Source organism: Streptomyces sp. NPDC047982 (assembly GCF_043204165.1).
Lineage (GTDB): Bacteria > Actinomycetota > Actinomycetes > Streptomycetales > Streptomycetaceae > Streptomyces.
Window position 1 is genome coordinate 19,626 of record NZ_JBIDBS010000024.1, and the last position, 13,417, is coordinate 33,042.

The 13,417-nt window shown below is 71.5% G+C and carries 14 protein-coding genes; 4 read left to right on the forward strand and 10 right to left on the reverse strand.

Going from position 1 to position 13,417, the window contains the following annotated elements; translation table 11 throughout:
- Window positions 1-50: 50 nt before the first annotated feature.
- A complete protein-coding gene (locus tag ACGF2V_RS25985; protein ID WP_389044616.1) occupies window positions 51-1,202 on the forward strand; it encodes an adenosine deaminase in 1,152 nt (383 codons plus the stop codon).
- A 145-nt stretch (window positions 1,203-1,347) separates the two neighbouring features.
- Complete coding sequence (locus tag ACGF2V_RS25990; RefSeq protein WP_362620969.1) at window positions 1,348-1,662, forward strand: hypothetical protein; 315 nt, start codon at window positions 1,348-1,350, stop codon at window positions 1,660-1,662.
- 137 nt (window positions 1,663-1,799) lie between these two features.
- Here the strand turns inward: ACGF2V_RS25990 and ACGF2V_RS25995 are convergent, their stop codons facing one another.
- From ACGF2V_RS25995 to afsQ1, 5 genes are all read right to left on the reverse strand, one after another.
- Complete coding sequence (locus tag ACGF2V_RS25995; protein ID WP_362620971.1) at window positions 1,800-2,003, reverse strand: PspC domain-containing protein; 204 nt, start codon at window positions 2,001-2,003, stop codon at window positions 1,800-1,802.
- Window positions 2,004-2,096: 93 nt separating this feature from the next.
- Window positions 2,097-2,645, reverse strand: coding sequence for a VanZ family protein (locus ACGF2V_RS26000; RefSeq protein WP_362709546.1), 549 nt, complete (start codon window positions 2,643-2,645; stop codon window positions 2,097-2,099).
- 46 nt (window positions 2,646-2,691) lie between these two features.
- Window positions 2,692-3,372, reverse strand: coding sequence for a hypothetical protein (locus tag ACGF2V_RS26005; RefSeq protein WP_362620975.1), 681 nt, complete (start codon window positions 3,370-3,372; stop codon window positions 2,692-2,694).
- Window positions 3,372-4,931 (reverse strand): HAMP domain-containing sensor histidine kinase, encoded by a 1,560-nt coding sequence (locus ACGF2V_RS26010; protein ID WP_362620976.1) that lies wholly within the window; start codon window positions 4,929-4,931, stop codon window positions 3,372-3,374. The genes ACGF2V_RS26005 and ACGF2V_RS26010 overlap by 1 nt, the downstream gene beginning before the upstream one ends.
- Window positions 4,928-5,605 carry a two-component system response regulator AfsQ1 gene (gene afsQ1 / locus ACGF2V_RS26015; RefSeq protein ID WP_362621056.1) on the reverse strand — a complete coding sequence of 226 codons (678 nt, stop codon included), beginning with the start codon at window positions 5,603-5,605 and terminating at the stop codon, window positions 4,928-4,930. The genes ACGF2V_RS26010 and afsQ1 overlap by 4 nt, the downstream gene beginning before the upstream one ends.
- Before the next feature lie 192 nt (window positions 5,606-5,797).
- Between afsQ1 and ACGF2V_RS26020 the strand changes: the two genes are divergently transcribed.
- Window positions 5,798-6,661 (forward strand): SigE family RNA polymerase sigma factor, encoded by an 864-nt coding sequence (locus ACGF2V_RS26020; protein ID WP_362620978.1) that lies wholly within the window; start codon window positions 5,798-5,800, stop codon window positions 6,659-6,661.
- A 206-nt stretch (window positions 6,662-6,867) separates the two neighbouring features.
- Here ACGF2V_RS26020 and ACGF2V_RS26025 read toward each other — a convergent pair whose 3' ends face one another.
- The 4 genes from ACGF2V_RS26025 to deoC all read right to left on the reverse strand — a co-directional run bounded on the left by ACGF2V_RS26025 (window position 6,868) and on the right by deoC (window position 11,302).
- Complete coding sequence (locus ACGF2V_RS26025) at window positions 6,868-7,509, reverse strand: uridine kinase (RefSeq protein ID WP_362620979.1); 642 nt, start codon at window positions 7,507-7,509, stop codon at window positions 6,868-6,870.
- Window positions 7,510-7,813: 304 nt separating this feature from the next.
- Complete coding sequence (locus ACGF2V_RS26030; RefSeq protein WP_362709549.1) at window positions 7,814-8,752, reverse strand: aldehyde dehydrogenase family protein; 939 nt, start codon at window positions 8,750-8,752, stop codon at window positions 7,814-7,816.
- The gene (locus ACGF2V_RS26035) at window positions 8,742-10,247 is read right to left on the reverse strand and encodes an aldehyde dehydrogenase family protein (protein WP_362709552.1); all 1,506 of its coding nucleotides are present in this window, start codon (window positions 10,245-10,247) and stop codon (window positions 8,742-8,744) included. Before ACGF2V_RS26035 ends, ACGF2V_RS26030 begins: the two co-directional genes overlap by 11 nt.
- Window positions 10,248-10,252: 5 nt before the next feature.
- On the reverse strand, window positions 10,253-11,302 hold the full coding sequence (gene deoC, locus ACGF2V_RS26040) for a deoxyribose-phosphate aldolase (RefSeq protein WP_362621058.1): 1,050 nt from the start codon (window positions 11,300-11,302) through the stop codon (window positions 10,253-10,255).
- Window positions 11,303-11,761: 459 nt separating this feature from the next.
- Between deoC and ACGF2V_RS26045 the strand changes: the two genes are divergently transcribed.
- The gene (locus ACGF2V_RS26045; RefSeq protein WP_362620984.1) at window positions 11,762-12,430 is read left to right on the forward strand and encodes a PH domain-containing protein; all 669 of its coding nucleotides are present in this window, start codon (window positions 11,762-11,764) and stop codon (window positions 12,428-12,430) included.
- A gap of 105 nt (window positions 12,431-12,535) precedes the next feature.
- Here ACGF2V_RS26045 and ACGF2V_RS26050 read toward each other — a convergent pair whose 3' ends face one another.
- On the reverse strand, window positions 12,536-13,321 hold the full coding sequence (locus ACGF2V_RS26050) for a GNAT family N-acetyltransferase (protein ID WP_362620986.1): 786 nt from the start codon (window positions 13,319-13,321) through the stop codon (window positions 12,536-12,538).
- Window positions 13,322-13,417 lie beyond the last annotated feature (96 nt).

Sequence of the window (13,417 nt, forward strand, 5' to 3'; positions counted from 1 at the left end):
CGTATCGACAAGAGACATTCTACGCGCGTAGGAGCTAGAGTGCCCGAATGATGAGTCCCACCTCGCACACGCCCGGCCGGGATCAGATCCGGCGTGCCCCCAAGGTCCTCCTCCACGATCACCTCGACGGTGGTCTGCGCCCGGGGACGATCGTCGACCTCGCCCTCGCGAGCGGATACGACGGACTGCCGGAGACCGAGCCGGACAGGCTCGGCGTCTGGTTCCGCGAGGCGGCGGACTCCGGGTCGCTGGAGCGCTACCTGGAGACGTTCGCGCACACCTGTGCCGTCATGCAGACCCGCGAGGCGCTGGTCCGGGTGGCCGCCGAGTGCGCCGAGGACCTGGCCGCGGACGGTGTGGTGTACGCCGAGGTCCGTTACGCCCCCGAGCAGCACCTGGAAGCCGGTCTGAGCCTCGAAGAGGTCGTCGAGGCGGTCAACGAGGGGTTCCGCGAGGGCGAGCGGCGGGCCCGCCGGGACGGTCACCGCATCCGCGTCGGCGCCCTCCTCACCGCGATGCGGCACGCCGCGCGCTCCCTGGAGATCGCCGAACTCGCCAACCGGTACCGCGACCAGGGCGTGGTCGGCTTCGACATCGCCGGAGCCGAGGCGGGCTTCCCGCCCACCCGGCACCTCGACGCGTTCGAGTACCTCAAGCGCGAGAACAACCACTTCACCATCCACGCCGGCGAGGCGTTCGGCCTGCCCTCGATCTGGCAGGCCATCCAGTGGTGTGGCGCCGACCGGCTCGGCCACGGCGTCCGCATCATCGACGACATCGAGGTCGCCGAGGACGGCAGTGTGACGCTCGGCCGTCTCGCCTCGTACGTACGGGACAAGCGCATCCCGCTGGAGATGTGCCCGACCTCGAACCTCCAGACCGGCGCCGCGGCCTCGTACGCGGAGCACCCCATCGGGCTGCTCCGGAAGCTGCACTTCCGTGCCACCGTGAACACGGACAACCGCCTGATGAGCGGCACGACCATGAGCCGCGAATTCGAGGAGCTGAGCGAGGCTTTCGGATACACGCTCGACGACATGCAATGGTTCACCGTCAACGCGATGAAGTCTGCGTTCATCCCTTTTGATGAACGTCTGGCGATGATCAACGATGTGATCAAGCCCGGTTATGCCGAGCTCAAATCGGAGTGGCTTTTCCAGCAGACCGCTGCGACCAGCACTTCTTCCGCTCCAGTGGAGTGACGCGCACGGTACGGAGGACGGCCGGGCCGCGCGGGAGCGCGGAATTGTCCGGCAGCTTTCCGTGTGGGGGGATGTTTGCGGGAGGGGCGGTGAGCTGACTACTTTTCAGAACCTCTCAGTCCCCCTCCCCAAGGATGAACTCCCCATGAAGCAGTCTGCTGCAAGGACCCTCGGTGTCGCCGTTCTCGGTGCCGCTTTCGCCGCTGCCGCCGCGGGTACCGCCTCCGCCGCCGTGCTGCCGGCCGACGCCGCCACCACCGCCCTGCCGGTCGCCGGCTCCGCTCTCGGCCCCGTGGCCAAGCCCGGACCGGTCGAGGACACGGCCACCAAGCTCCTCGGCACCGGCCAGCAGAAGCTCGTCGACGATGCCACTTCCCCGGCCAAGGGCCTTCTCGGCGGCCTGCCCGCGGGTGGCGCGAAGGCCGGCGGCCTCTCGGCCAACGGGATCCCGCTCGGCTGATTGGTACGGAGACGTGTGGCACACGCCTGTGGGGCGGGCTTCCGGATGGGGAAGCCCGCCCCACAGGCGTGTCGTGCGCACCTCCGGACGTGCGCTCCCGCGCGGCTCCGTGCGTCCTGCGGAGTCGCGCTACCGGGTCACCAGGCGGGGGCCGACGACGTCTTCTCGGACGGGAACAGCACCCACAGCGCCAGGTAGAGCAGGAACTGCGGCCCCGGCAGCAGACAGGACGCCAGGAAGATCACGCGCATCGTTCCCGCGGAGGTGCCGAAGCGCCGTGCCAGCGCAGCGCACACTCCACCGATCATGCGTCCGTCTCGGGGGCGGGCAAGTGCGGCCATGGTGGGCTCCTTCGTGAACCGTTGGTGGTGAGCAGTTCCGTCGTGCTCCCGATGTGTCCATCGTCGCCCGGCGAACGGGGGCAGAGCGTCGCTCTACGGTGCCGTTCCGACCCTGGGAATCGTCGGGGTCGAGCCCTGAGCCGTCTCGTCCGCCGGGCGGGGAACGGACCTGGTCCGCTGCCGCTTCCTGCGGCGCAGCCGCGCCCGGCACATGGGTACGACCAGCAGATGGGCGAGGGCCACGCCGATGGTGTTCAGCAGCAGCGAGTCGACGTCCACCCGCTGTCCCGGAACCCCGGTCTGCGCCAGTTCGATGCCCAGCGATATCAGCGCCCCGGCGGTGACCGTACGGGCCATCGAGGCCCACGGGGAGACGAACAGCCTCCCCCCGGCCATGGGCAGCAGGATCCCGAGCGGGGCGAGCAGCAGCAGCCCCTCACCGATCCGGCGGGCGGCCTCGACCGGGCCGAGCGAGAGGTCGGCTCTGATGCCGGCGAGTGGTCGCAGATTCGATGCGGTCATCCAGGGCACATCGAGTGGACGCAGGGTCAGCCACCCGACGAACAGCAGATGCGCGAGGAGGAGAAGGGCCCCGGCCGCGCGGAAACGGATGACAGCTTGGCTGTCCGAACCTTGACGCACGCCCTCCTAGACGCGTCGGGCGGCAGGATCGGTTCCGGTCGTCGGCTCAGTCGCCCGTACCCGCGTCCGTCTCCGCCCCCGTACCCGCGTCCGTCTTTCCATCCGCACCCGTACCCGCGTCCGTCGCGGTCGTCAGCGGCGTCGCCGTCTGCGGTCTGGCCTTCGTCTCCGCGGTGCAGAGGTAGCCGCGCGCCGGGTACTTCCCGGGGCCGCCCAGGACCACCGTGCCGTTCGGTGCGAGCGTCGTGCTCTCCGCGTACGTGCACACGATCTGTGCCAGCGCCTCGGCCGGCAGGTCCTCCGGCTGTTCGCTGAGCCGCAGCGTGCCCCGGGGGTCTCCGCGACGCGCCGGGCCTATCCGCAGCTTCTCCGGTACGGCCGTGGTGAACCCGGCCTGCCGCTCGTCGTCCGACGGTCTGCGCCCCAGCTCCTTCAGGAGCGCCTGCGCGACCCGGGTCGGGTCCGCGGTCACCTCGTCGACCTGGACGGTGCGGTCCACCGTGGCCAGTTGCGAGGAGCAGACCAGAAAGACCTGCACGGGTATGCCCTGGAGGGCCTGCGCGGTCACGTCCGGTGCGGGCATCGAGCACGGGACGCGGGACGGCGCGGGACCGGCGTCCACCGGGACGGACGTGGTCCTGATCCCGCAGCCCGCGGCCAGCACGGCCGCGAGCGCGGCCCCGGCCAGCGCCGTCCCCGAACGGCGTGCCCGGTGGTTGCTGCCCATCACGTCGCGTCGTCCTCCTCGTCCGGGCGCCCGGCGTCGTCCCCGCCGGTGCCGTCGGCCCCCTCGGTCCCGGAACGGGTGAGCGATTCGGCGTCGCGCGGCAGCCGCAGGACGAACACCGCGCCGTCGCCGTCGGGCGAGTTCGAGGCCGTGATGTCACCGCCGTGGATGTGCGCGTTCTCCATCGCGATCGACAGACCCAGACCGCTGCCGTCGGAGCGTGGGCGCGAGGCGCTTGCCTTGTAGAAGCGGTCGAAGACGTGCGGCAGGACGTCCTCGGGGACGCCGGGGCCGTGATCGCGGACCTCGATGACGAGTTCGTCGCCCTCGGTCCGCACCGCGACCCGTACCGGCGAGCCGCCGTGCTTGAGCGCGTTGCCGATCAGGTTCGCCAGGATCACGTCGAGCCGGCGTGGATCGAGCCGGACCATGATGCCGCGCTCGGCGTCCAGGTCCACCGCGTCCAGCCAGGCACGGGCGTCGACGCAGGCGGTGACCTGGTCGGCGACGTCGACCGTGTCGAGGACGAGCCGGGCCGTGCCCGCGTCGAAGCGGGTGACCTCCATCAGGTTCTCCACCAGGTCGTTCAGGCGCCGCGTCTCACTCACCACCAGATGCACGGCGGGCGCGATCATCGGGTCGAGGCCGTCCGCCTCGTCCTCCAGCACTTCGGTGACCGCGGTCAGCGCCGTGAGCGGGGTGCGCAGTTCGTGCGACATGTCCGCGACGAACCGCCGACTGGCCTCCTCCCGCGCGCTCATGTCCGCGACCCGCTTCTCCAGCGCGCCGGCGGTCCTGTTGAACGTCCGTGCGAGATCCGCGAGTTCGTCGGTACCGGAGACCACGAGCCGGGTGTCGAGCTTGCCCTCGCCGAGCTTGCGCGCGGCGTCGCCGAGCCGCTGCACGGGCCGCAGCACGGTCGTCGCCGCGGCCTGCGCCAGCAGCGCCGAACCGATCAGCGCGAGTGCGGTGGCGATCCCCAGCGACCAGGCGAGGGAGTTCAGGTCCTGCCGCTCCTGGTCCAGCGACTTCAGCATGTAACCGGTCGGGCCGCCGCCGGTGATCCTCGTCCCGCCCACCAGGTACGGCGTGCCGCGGATGCTGGTCCGCTGCCAGAACAGGTGGTACTCGTACGAGTCGTCCGCGCCCACCTTCTGTTCCTCGGTGACCGCCTTCTGCAACGACGGCGGGACGTTGTCGAGCGTGAACGTGTCCAGGTCGGAGTTGCCGACGATCGGCTTGCCGGCATCGCGCTCGTCGACCAGCAGCACGCTGTACCCGGGCGAACTGCTCGCCATCTGCATGGCGGCGTTCTGCAGATCGTCCTTGGTCGGCCGCGGCGGCAGCGACGCCGCCCGGTTCTGCATCTCCTGCCGGAAGTCCCCGAGCGCCGCGTCCTGGGTACGCGTCAGCACCGCCTCGCGGTTCAGCCAGTAGGCGATGCCCGAGGCCGACACCGCGGCGGTCAGCGCCACCAGCCCGAACACGACGACGAGGCGCAGACGCAGGCTCGTCCAGCGCAGCCCCGCGAGCAGGCTCCGTTCGGCGACACCGCTCACTGAGGCGAGTCCAGCCGGTAGCCCACGCCCCGAACCGTACGGATCAGGGTCGGCGACGACGGCACGTCCTCCACCTTGGCGCGCAGCCGCTGCACACAGGCGTCCACCAGCCGGGAGTCGCCCAGGTAGTCGTGCTCCCAGACCAGCCGCAGCAACTGCTGCCGCGACAGGGCCTGGCCCGGCCGGCGGCTCAGCTCCAGCAGGAGCCGCAGCTCGGTCGGCGTGAGCTGGAGGTCCTCGCCGTTCTTCGTCACGGTCATCGCGGACCGGTCGATCACCACGTTCCCGAAGACCGCGGAGTCGGTGGCCTCGCGCTCACCGCGGCGCAGCACCGCCCGGATACGGGCGTCGAGCACCCGCCCCTGCACCGGCTTCACCACGTAGTCGTCGGCGCCGGACTCCAGTCCGACGACCACGTCGATGTCGTCGCTGCGCGCCGTGAGCAGGATGATCGGCAACTGGTCGGTGCGCCGGATGCGACGGCACACCTCGAAACCATCGATGCCGGGCAGCATCACGTCCAGCACGATCAGATCCGGCCGCTGCTCGCGCAGCAGCTTCAGGCCGTCCTCTCCCGTCGCCGCGGTGGCCACACGGTGGCCCTGGCGTGACAGCGAGAGTTCGAGGGCCGTGCGGATGGAATCGTCGTCCTCGATCAGCAACAGGAAAGGCACGGTGGTCATTCTGGCCCATGGTTGAGCCTCAGTTCGACCGCGGGCGCCCACGCGTACACCCCAAGCGCGGGCCACGCGTCGACGACAGGCCCTGTGACAGGGCTGTGACAGTCGGGGGACAGCGTGATGAAACTGCCCCGGCAAGCTCGTTGGCACATGGAACGGCCGGACTCCACCGATGGGGGGCGCGAGATGAACGCAACTCACAGCATCACCGCAAGCGCAGTTGTCACGCGTCTCCACGATGTCGGCCGGAGCACGGAGAAGTCCGGTGCAGGAGCGGGTACGGCCCTGCTCGAACGGGGCCGGGAGCACGGGGGAGCACGGGGGTGCGCCCGTGGCGCCGGACGTTCGCACACGTCGTCGTCCGCGTCCGCCGAGCAGGGCCGACGGCCCTGGATGGCGGTGGTCGACGCGCCCGTGGGGGGAAACGCGGGAAACGGGGGGAACGGGGGAAGCCGCAGGGGGAAGCACGGGGAAACCGCGTACGGGGAGGCCACGGGGGAGCGGAAGGCACCGGCGCCGGCCGAGGACGTCGACACGGCGTTCACGGCCTACGTCCGGGAGCGCCGCGCCTCCCTGTACGCGACCGCCTACCACCTGACCGGTGACCGGTTCGAGGCCGAGGACCTGCTGCAGAGCGCCCTCTTCTCGACGTACCGGGCATGGGACCGGATCAGCGACAAGGCGGCGGTGGGCGGCTATCTGCGCCGCACCATGACCAATCTGCACATCAGCGCCTGGCGCAGGCGCAAGCTCAACGAGTACCCGACCGAGGAGTTGCCGGAGACGCCCGGCGACACGGACGCGATGCGCGGCACGGAACTGCGCACCGTGCTCTGGCAGGCGCTGGCCCGGCTGCCCGAACTCCAGCGCACGATGCTGGTCCTGCGTTACTACGAGGGCCGCACCGACCCGGAGATCGCGTCCATACTCGACATCAGTGTCGGCACGGTGAAGTCCAGCATCTGGCGGTCGCTCCGCCGGTTGCGCGAGGACGAGGTCCTCAGCTTCGGCCGTGACCAGGAGGAGTCCTTCGGCGAGTTGGTGGCCTGAGGGCGGGGGGAACGGGGATACGGGGGTATCACGGGGGCGCTGCTTCGGGGGAGGCGGCGAAGTACAGGGGGGAAGGGGAACGCTGCGGGGGCGGACGGGTCGGGGGGCCTGTCCGCCCCCGTCGGCATGTGGGCATGTGTGGCGGCGTGTTGCCCATGGGGGCGCGGGTGTGCAGGGTATGACGCCTTTTCGGGAGGGTGGGGCCGTCACGCCGTTTCGCGTGTCGTGGGGGTGCGGCGACATCGGCCCGCCGCCGCTGCCGCCAGCCGCCCCAGAGCCTCCTCCTTGCCGCAGGGGTGGGCGCCCAGGGCCGCCTGCCGGGCCACGATCCGCCGCTCCGCCCGCATCAGCCGCCAGCCGCGCCGCAGCAGGAACGGCACCGACTTGCGGCCTTCCCGCAGATCCCGCACCAGTCGGCGGCGGAACGTCGTCGTGGGGCGGCCGCGCAGGCACAGCGCGTCCGCGAGCACACCGAGCTCCTGGCAGCGTTCGACTATGTCCGCCGCGAAGATCCCCTCGGCCACGAACAGCGGCGTGCGCGCGATGTGGAGCGTCTCCCGGCCGACTCGGGAGCTCGTGGCGATGTCGTACACCGGGACGTCCGTGCGTCCGTCGCGGCACAGCTCCTCGATCGCCGCGACCGCCGCGTCGGCGTCCCAGGACAGCACGGAGTCCCAGTCGATGTCCGTGCTGCCGTGGACGAGCGGCAGCGTGGGGTCGTCGCACTCCTTGTAGAAGTCGTCCAGCCGCAGCACCGGCAGTTCGGTGCGGGCGGCGAGGTGGGACTTGCCGGAGCCGGACGGTCCGGCGAGCAGCACGACACGGGTCGGGATCGGTTGGGAATTCACAGAACATGAGTGTGATGCATGGCCCCGGGCAGCGATCCACCGGTGGTCGTGTTGGTATGGAGCATCGCACCTCAACCACGTTGCGCACCCGGTTGATTACTCGCCCGGACTGTACGGTCGACGCGGTCGCGTGCTCACGGCGGCGGCCCCGCGCGCATGAGGCGGCCCGCTCTGCGGAATTCCGGGAAGCGGGCCGCACGCCTCCGTGTCCGCGTCGGCCGCCGCTCCGGACCGGGCGGACACGGGTTCCGCTCCGGCCGGGGCGGAACCCGTGCGGTGCGCCGGGACCCGCCCCGGCCCAGGCTCAGTACGAGGAGCCCGACACGCCGAGCGCGCCCGTCGGGTGCCAGACCGTCTTCGTCTCCAGGAAGGCCGTCAACCGGTGGGTGCCCGGATCGGCCGCCCAGTCGAAGCCGCCCTCCTCGCCCACAGCCTGTGGGCGCAGGACGCGCTTCAGGTTGTCCGCCGCCGCGATCTCCAGCTCCTTCGCCAGGGCCGGGTCCGCGCCCGTGAGGTCGATGGCGTTGACGTCCTGGTGGGACGCGAGCGGCGTCGCGATCTCCGCCGTCCTCCCGGACAGGATGTTCACCACGCCGCCCGGCACGTCGGAGGTGGCCAGCACCTCGCCCAGGGACAGGGCGGGCAGCGGGGACGCGGCCGAGGCGACGACGACCGCGGTGTTGCCGGTCGCGATCACCGGGGCGAGCACCGAGACCAGGCCCAGGAACGAGGACTCCTGCGGTGCCAGGACCGCGACCACCCCGGTCGGTTCGGGTGTCGACAGGTTGAAGAACGGGCCCGCGACCGGATTCGCCCCGCCCACGACCTGGCCGATCTTGTCGGTCCAGCCCGCGTACCAGACCCAGCGGTCGACCGTCGCGTCCACGACCGCCGCCGCCTTGGACTTCGACAGGCCCTCCGCGTCCGCCACTTCGCGTACGAACTGGTCCCGGCGGCCCTCCAGCATCTCCGCGACGCGGTAGAGGACCTGGCCCCGGTTGTACGCGGTCGCGCCCGACCAGCCGCCGAACGCCTTGCGGGCGGCCACGACCGCGTCGCGCGCGTCCTTGCGGGAGGACTGGGGGGCGTGCGCCAGCCACTTGCCCTTCTCCGCCGCGTCAGCGGCTGATGCCTTCGCCGTCACCTCGTACACCCGGCCGCTCTCGGAGCGGGGGAACTTGCCCCCGACGTACAGCTTGTAGGTCTTGAACACGCTCAGACGGTTCGGACGGTTATCGGACATCGAGGTACGCCTCCAGGCCGTGACGGCCGCCTTCGCGGCCGAAGCCCGACTCCTTGTAGCCGCCGAACGGCGAGGTCGGGTCGAACTTGTTGAACGTGTTGGCCCAGACGACGCCCGCCCGGAGCTTGTTCGCCACCGCGAGGATGCGGGAGCCCTTCTCCGTCCAGATGCCCGCCGACAGGCCGTACTGGCTGTTGTTGGCCTTGGCGACCGCCTCGTCGGGGGTGCGGAACGTCAGCACGGAGAGTACCGGGCCGAAGATCTCGTCACGGGCGATGGTGTGCGCCTGGGTGACGTTCGTGAACAGCGTCGGCGCGAACCAGTAGCCCGCGGTGGGGAGTTCGCAGGGAGCGGTCCAGCGTTCGGCGCCCTCCGCCTCGCCCGTCTCGGCGAGCGCGGTGATCCGGGCGAGCTGCTCGGCGGAGTTGATCGCGCCGATGTCGGTGTTCTTGTCCAGCGGATCGCCGAGCCGGAGCGTGGACAGCCGACGCTTGAGCGCGTCCAGCAGCTCGCCTTGGACCGACTCCTGCACGAGCAGCCGCGAGCCCGCGCAGCAGACCTGGCCCTGGTTGAAGAAGATGCCGGTGACGATGCCCTCGACGGCCTGGTCGATCGGGGCGTCGTCGAAGACGATGTTGGCGCCCTTGCCGCCGAGTTCGAGGGTCAGCTTCTTGGAGGTGCCGGCGACCGAGCGGGCGATCTGCTTGCCGACCGCCGTGGAGCCGGTGAACGCGACCTTGTCGATGTCCTGGTGCTCGACGAGCGCGGCGCCCGCGTCCCCGTATCCGGTGAGGATGTTCACGACGCCCCTGGGCAGGCCCGCCTGGCGGCAGATGTCCGCGAAGAACAGCGCGGACAGCGGGGTCGTCTCGGCGGGCTTCAGCACCACCGTGTTGCCGGTGGCGAGCGCCGGAGCGACCTTCCACGCCAGCATCAGCAACGGGAAGTTCCACGGGATGACCTGGCCCGCGACGCCGAGGGGGCGCGGGTTCGGGCCGTAACCGGCGTGGTCCAGCTTGTCGGCCCAGCCCGCGTAGTAGAAGAAGTGCGCCGCGACGAGCGGAAGGTCCGCGTCCCGGGTCTCCTTGATCGGCTTGCCGTTGTCGAGGGTTTCGAGCACGGCGAGCTCGCGGCTGCGCTCCTGGATGATCCGGGCGATGCGGAAGAGGTACTTGGCACGCTCGGAACCAGGCAGCGCCGACCACTTCTCGAACGCCTTGCGAGCCGCCTTCACGGCCCGGTCGACGTCCTCGGCACCGGCCCGCGCGACCTCGGACAGCACCTCCTCGGTGCTCGGCGAGACCGTCTTGAAGACCCTGCCGTCGGCCGCGTCGGTGAACTCGCCGTCGATGAACAGGCCGTACGAGGGCGCGATGTCGACGACCGCGCGCGACTCGGGGGCGGGCGCGTACGCGAAAGCGGACGCGGGTGCGGATGCGGGCGTGGACGCGGTTGTGGAAGTGGAAGTGGATGCGGATGCGGATGCGGATGTCATGGGGATCAGTCCACCGTCACGTAGTCGGGGCCGGAGTAACGGCCGGTGCTGAGCTTCTGACGCTGCATCAGCAGATCGTTCAGCAGGCTGGAGGCGCCGAACCGGAACCAGTGGTTGTCCAGCCAGTCGGCCCCCACGGTCTCGTTCACCAGCACCAGGAACTTGATCGCTTCCTTGGACGTGCGGATGCCGCCGGCCGGCTTCACGCCGATCTGTACGCCGGTCTGCGCCCGGAAGTCGCGCACCGCCTCCAGCATCAGCAGGGTGTTCGCGGGCGTGGCGTTCGTACCGACCTTGCCGGTCGACGTCTTGATGAAGTCGGCGCCCGCCATCATGCCGAGCCAGGAGGCGCGGCGGATGTTGTCGTACGTGGACAGCTCGCCGGTCTCGAAGATCACCTTCAGCCGGGCGTCGGGGCCGTCGGCCCGTGCGCACTCGGCCTTCACGGCGAGGATCTCCTCGTACACCTTGAGGTAGCGGCCGGAGAGGAAGGCGCCCCGGTCGATCACCATGTCGATCTCGTCGGCCCCGGCGGCCACGGCCTCACGCACATCCGCGAGCTTCACGTCGAGCGCGGCGCGCCCGGCGGGGAAGGCCGTCGCCACGGACGCCACCTTCACGCCGGACCCGGCCAGCGCGGCGACGGCGGTCTCCACCATGTCGGGGTAGACGCAGACCGCCGCGGTGCGCGGGGTCGTGCGGTCGGGCTCGGCATCCAGGGGATCGGAGGAGAGCCGAGGCGAAGCGTAGCGAAGCGGGTCGGGGTGGACGGCCTTGGCGGCGAGGGCCCGGACCTTGCCCGGGGTGTCCGCGCCTTCCAGCGTCGTCAGGTCGATCATCGAGATCGCCAGATCGATGGCGTACGCCTTGGCCGTCGTCTTGATCGAACGGGTTCCGAGGGATGCGGCACGCGCTTCGAGGCCGACGGCGTCGACGCCGGGCAGCCCGTGCAGGAAGCGGCGCAGCGCACTGTCGGACGCGGTCGCGTCGGAGAGGGGGGTACCGCCCCGCTCGAACGCGGTCGAGAGCCTGGGGGAGGGAGCTGTGGTGGGCATGGTCACCAGATGAGCATATCTACGCGCGTAGCGGCGTGTACAGGGGGTCGGATCCTCCGTGGGCGCGCGGGAGCGTCCGCCCCGACGGCAACCCGGTTCGCGCGGGAGGGGCTTCGTGGGCGCGCGGGAGCGGGTGAACCGGCGCCCGTACGCCTTCCTCCGCGGGCGCGCGGACGGGGACGACTGCCCCCGGGACCCGAGACCGCTCACGACGTCGAACCCTCCGCGGGCGCGGGGACGGGGACGACTTGGCGAGCAGGGGGAGGGCGGCGTGGCCGAACCCTCCGCGGGTGCGCGCGGGGACGGGGGTCCGGCTCCTTTGGGGTCCTGTGCGGTGGCCGGGTCCGGCTCTCCCGAGTGGTGCGCGGCGGAGGGGCCGGGCTCCTTCGGGGGCTCACGTGACGGCGAGGTCCGGCCGCCCCTCCCGGCCTCCGGCAGGCGTCAGGCACAATCGGGCCCATGACGAGCCCCACACCGCCCGCCGAGCCGACCTACGCCGACCGGACCTTCCGGTCGTCCGCCGGGATCGTCGGCGGTGTCCTGCTGCTTCTGTTCATCTGCTGGCTCGGCGGGGACGCCCTGCTCAGGGGGCGCGGCCGGACGCCCTGGCTGGCGCTGGCCGGGCTGCTGACCGTGGTGCCGCTCGTCGTCGCGTTCTCCGTGCGGCCCGCCGTCCTCGCGAACGAGCGGCGCGTCCGGATCCGCAACCCGTTCCGGACGATCACCCTGCCGTGGACCGAGGTCGCGGATCTGCGCGCCGCATATTCGAGCGAGCTGTTCACCGAGGACGGCACCAAGTACCAGATGTGGGCGGTGCCGGTGTCGCTGCGGCAGCGCAAGAGGGCGGCCCGGCAGCAGACCCGGGACGCGACGACGGATCCCCGCGGCCGGACCTCGGGGCCGGCGGACGTCCGTGACAGCAAGTCCCCGATGGCGCCGGCGGACCGGACCATGGCGGATCTGCGCGAGATGGCGGAGCGCGCCAAGGCGGTCGCGTCGGCCCCGTCCGAGGCGCCGGGCTCGTCCGGGGCTCCCGAAGCCCCCGGATCGGTGCGGTGGGCGTACGAGGTGATCGCGCCGGCGGTGGTGGGTGTGGTGCTGTTCGTCGTGCTGCTCGCGACCGGCTGAGGCGCGACCGGCCGAGGCGGGTCGGGCCAGGGAGGGCCGGGACCGGTCGGCCGCGATCGGGCGGGCCAGAGGCCGGGCGTGGCGGACGCGGGGCCGGGCAGGCCGTCAGTCACGTTCGAAGTGGTGCGTACGGCCGACGACCGAGAAGCCGCGGCGTTCGTACCAGTGGCGTGGCCAGTCAGCGGCATCAGCGGTGAGGAATCGCGTACCGCAGCCCGCGTCGGCGGCCAGACTCAGGGCGGTGGCCAGGACGGCGTCCGCGTGGCCACGCCCGAGGTGGGCCTGCGAGGTGATCAGGTCCTCGACCTGGGCGGTGCCCGTCTCCGGGTCCAGGTAGAGGTCGGCCCATGAGACGACCTCGCCGTTCTCCGCGCGGGAACCGATGAAGTGCACGATGGCGGCGCCGCGGTGCCGGGCCTCGCGCCGGTCGACGAGGTGACGTATCACGTCGCCGTCGGCGTCCGGCAGGAAGCCCCGCCAGCGCCGGGCGAGCGGGGCCCGGATCTCGTCGAGGTCCACCACCTCCGCGTGGCCGCCGTCCGGCACCGGCCCTGTGTGCAGCATGACCAGACAGACGGAATGCGTGTAGCCGGCCCGGACCAGCGGCCCCGCGCACGCGGTGGCGAGAGCGTCGTCGAGTACGGAGACCAGCCGGTACGGCAGATGCCCCAGCACCTCGTCCGCGACGGCGGGCAACGCTTCGGGGTCGGCGGCCCGGCCGATGGTCCCGCCGACGGCCGGGTCGATGACGAGCTGGTTGTTCGCGCGGGAGTGGGCGAAGGCGTCGTCGAGCACGGCGAACCCGCCGGGAAGGTCGACGGTGCGAGCGGCCTGGCGGCGGGCGAAGTCCGACAGGAAGGTGTGGATTCGTTGCGGTTCCGGGCGAGGCATGCGCGGCAGCCTAGTTGTACTGCCCTTGCCGTCTGTGCCGCTGCCCTGGCCGTCCGCCGCCTGCGCCGCTGCCGCCTGTCGTGGCCGGGCAGCGGC

Coding starts and splice junctions, on each gene's coding strand:
- ACGF2V_RS26045 (WP_362620984.1), top strand. CDS start 11,762: ATGACGAGCCCCACACCGCCCGCCGAGCCGACCTACGCCGACCGGACC.
- ACGF2V_RS26020 (WP_362620978.1), top strand. CDS start 5,798: ATGAACGCAACTCACAGCATCACCGCAAGCGCAGTTGTCACGCGTCTC.
- ACGF2V_RS26005 (WP_362620975.1), bottom strand. CDS start 3,372: ATGGGCAGCAACCACCGGGCACGCCGTTCGGGGACGGCGCTGGCCGGG.
- ACGF2V_RS25995 (WP_362620971.1), bottom strand. CDS start 2,003: ATGGCCGCACTTGCCCGCCCCCGAGACGGACGCATGATCGGTGGAGTG.
- ACGF2V_RS26050 (WP_362620986.1), bottom strand. CDS start 13,321: ATGCCTCGCCCGGAACCGCAACGAATCCACACCTTCCTGTCGGACTTC.
- ACGF2V_RS25985 (WP_389044616.1), top strand. CDS start 51: ATGAGTCCCACCTCGCACACGCCCGGCCGGGATCAGATCCGGCGTGCC.
- ACGF2V_RS26035 (WP_362709552.1), bottom strand. CDS start 10,247: ATGACATCCGCATCCGCATCCGCATCCACTTCCACTTCCACAACCGCG.
- ACGF2V_RS26030 (WP_362709549.1), bottom strand. CDS start 8,752: ATGTCCGATAACCGTCCGAACCGTCTGAGCGTGTTCAAGACCTACAAG.
- ACGF2V_RS25990 (WP_362620969.1), top strand. CDS start 1,348: ATGAAGCAGTCTGCTGCAAGGACCCTCGGTGTCGCCGTTCTCGGTGCC.
- deoC (WP_362621058.1), bottom strand. CDS start 11,302: ATGCCCACCACAGCTCCCTCCCCCAGGCTCTCGACCGCGTTCGAGCGG.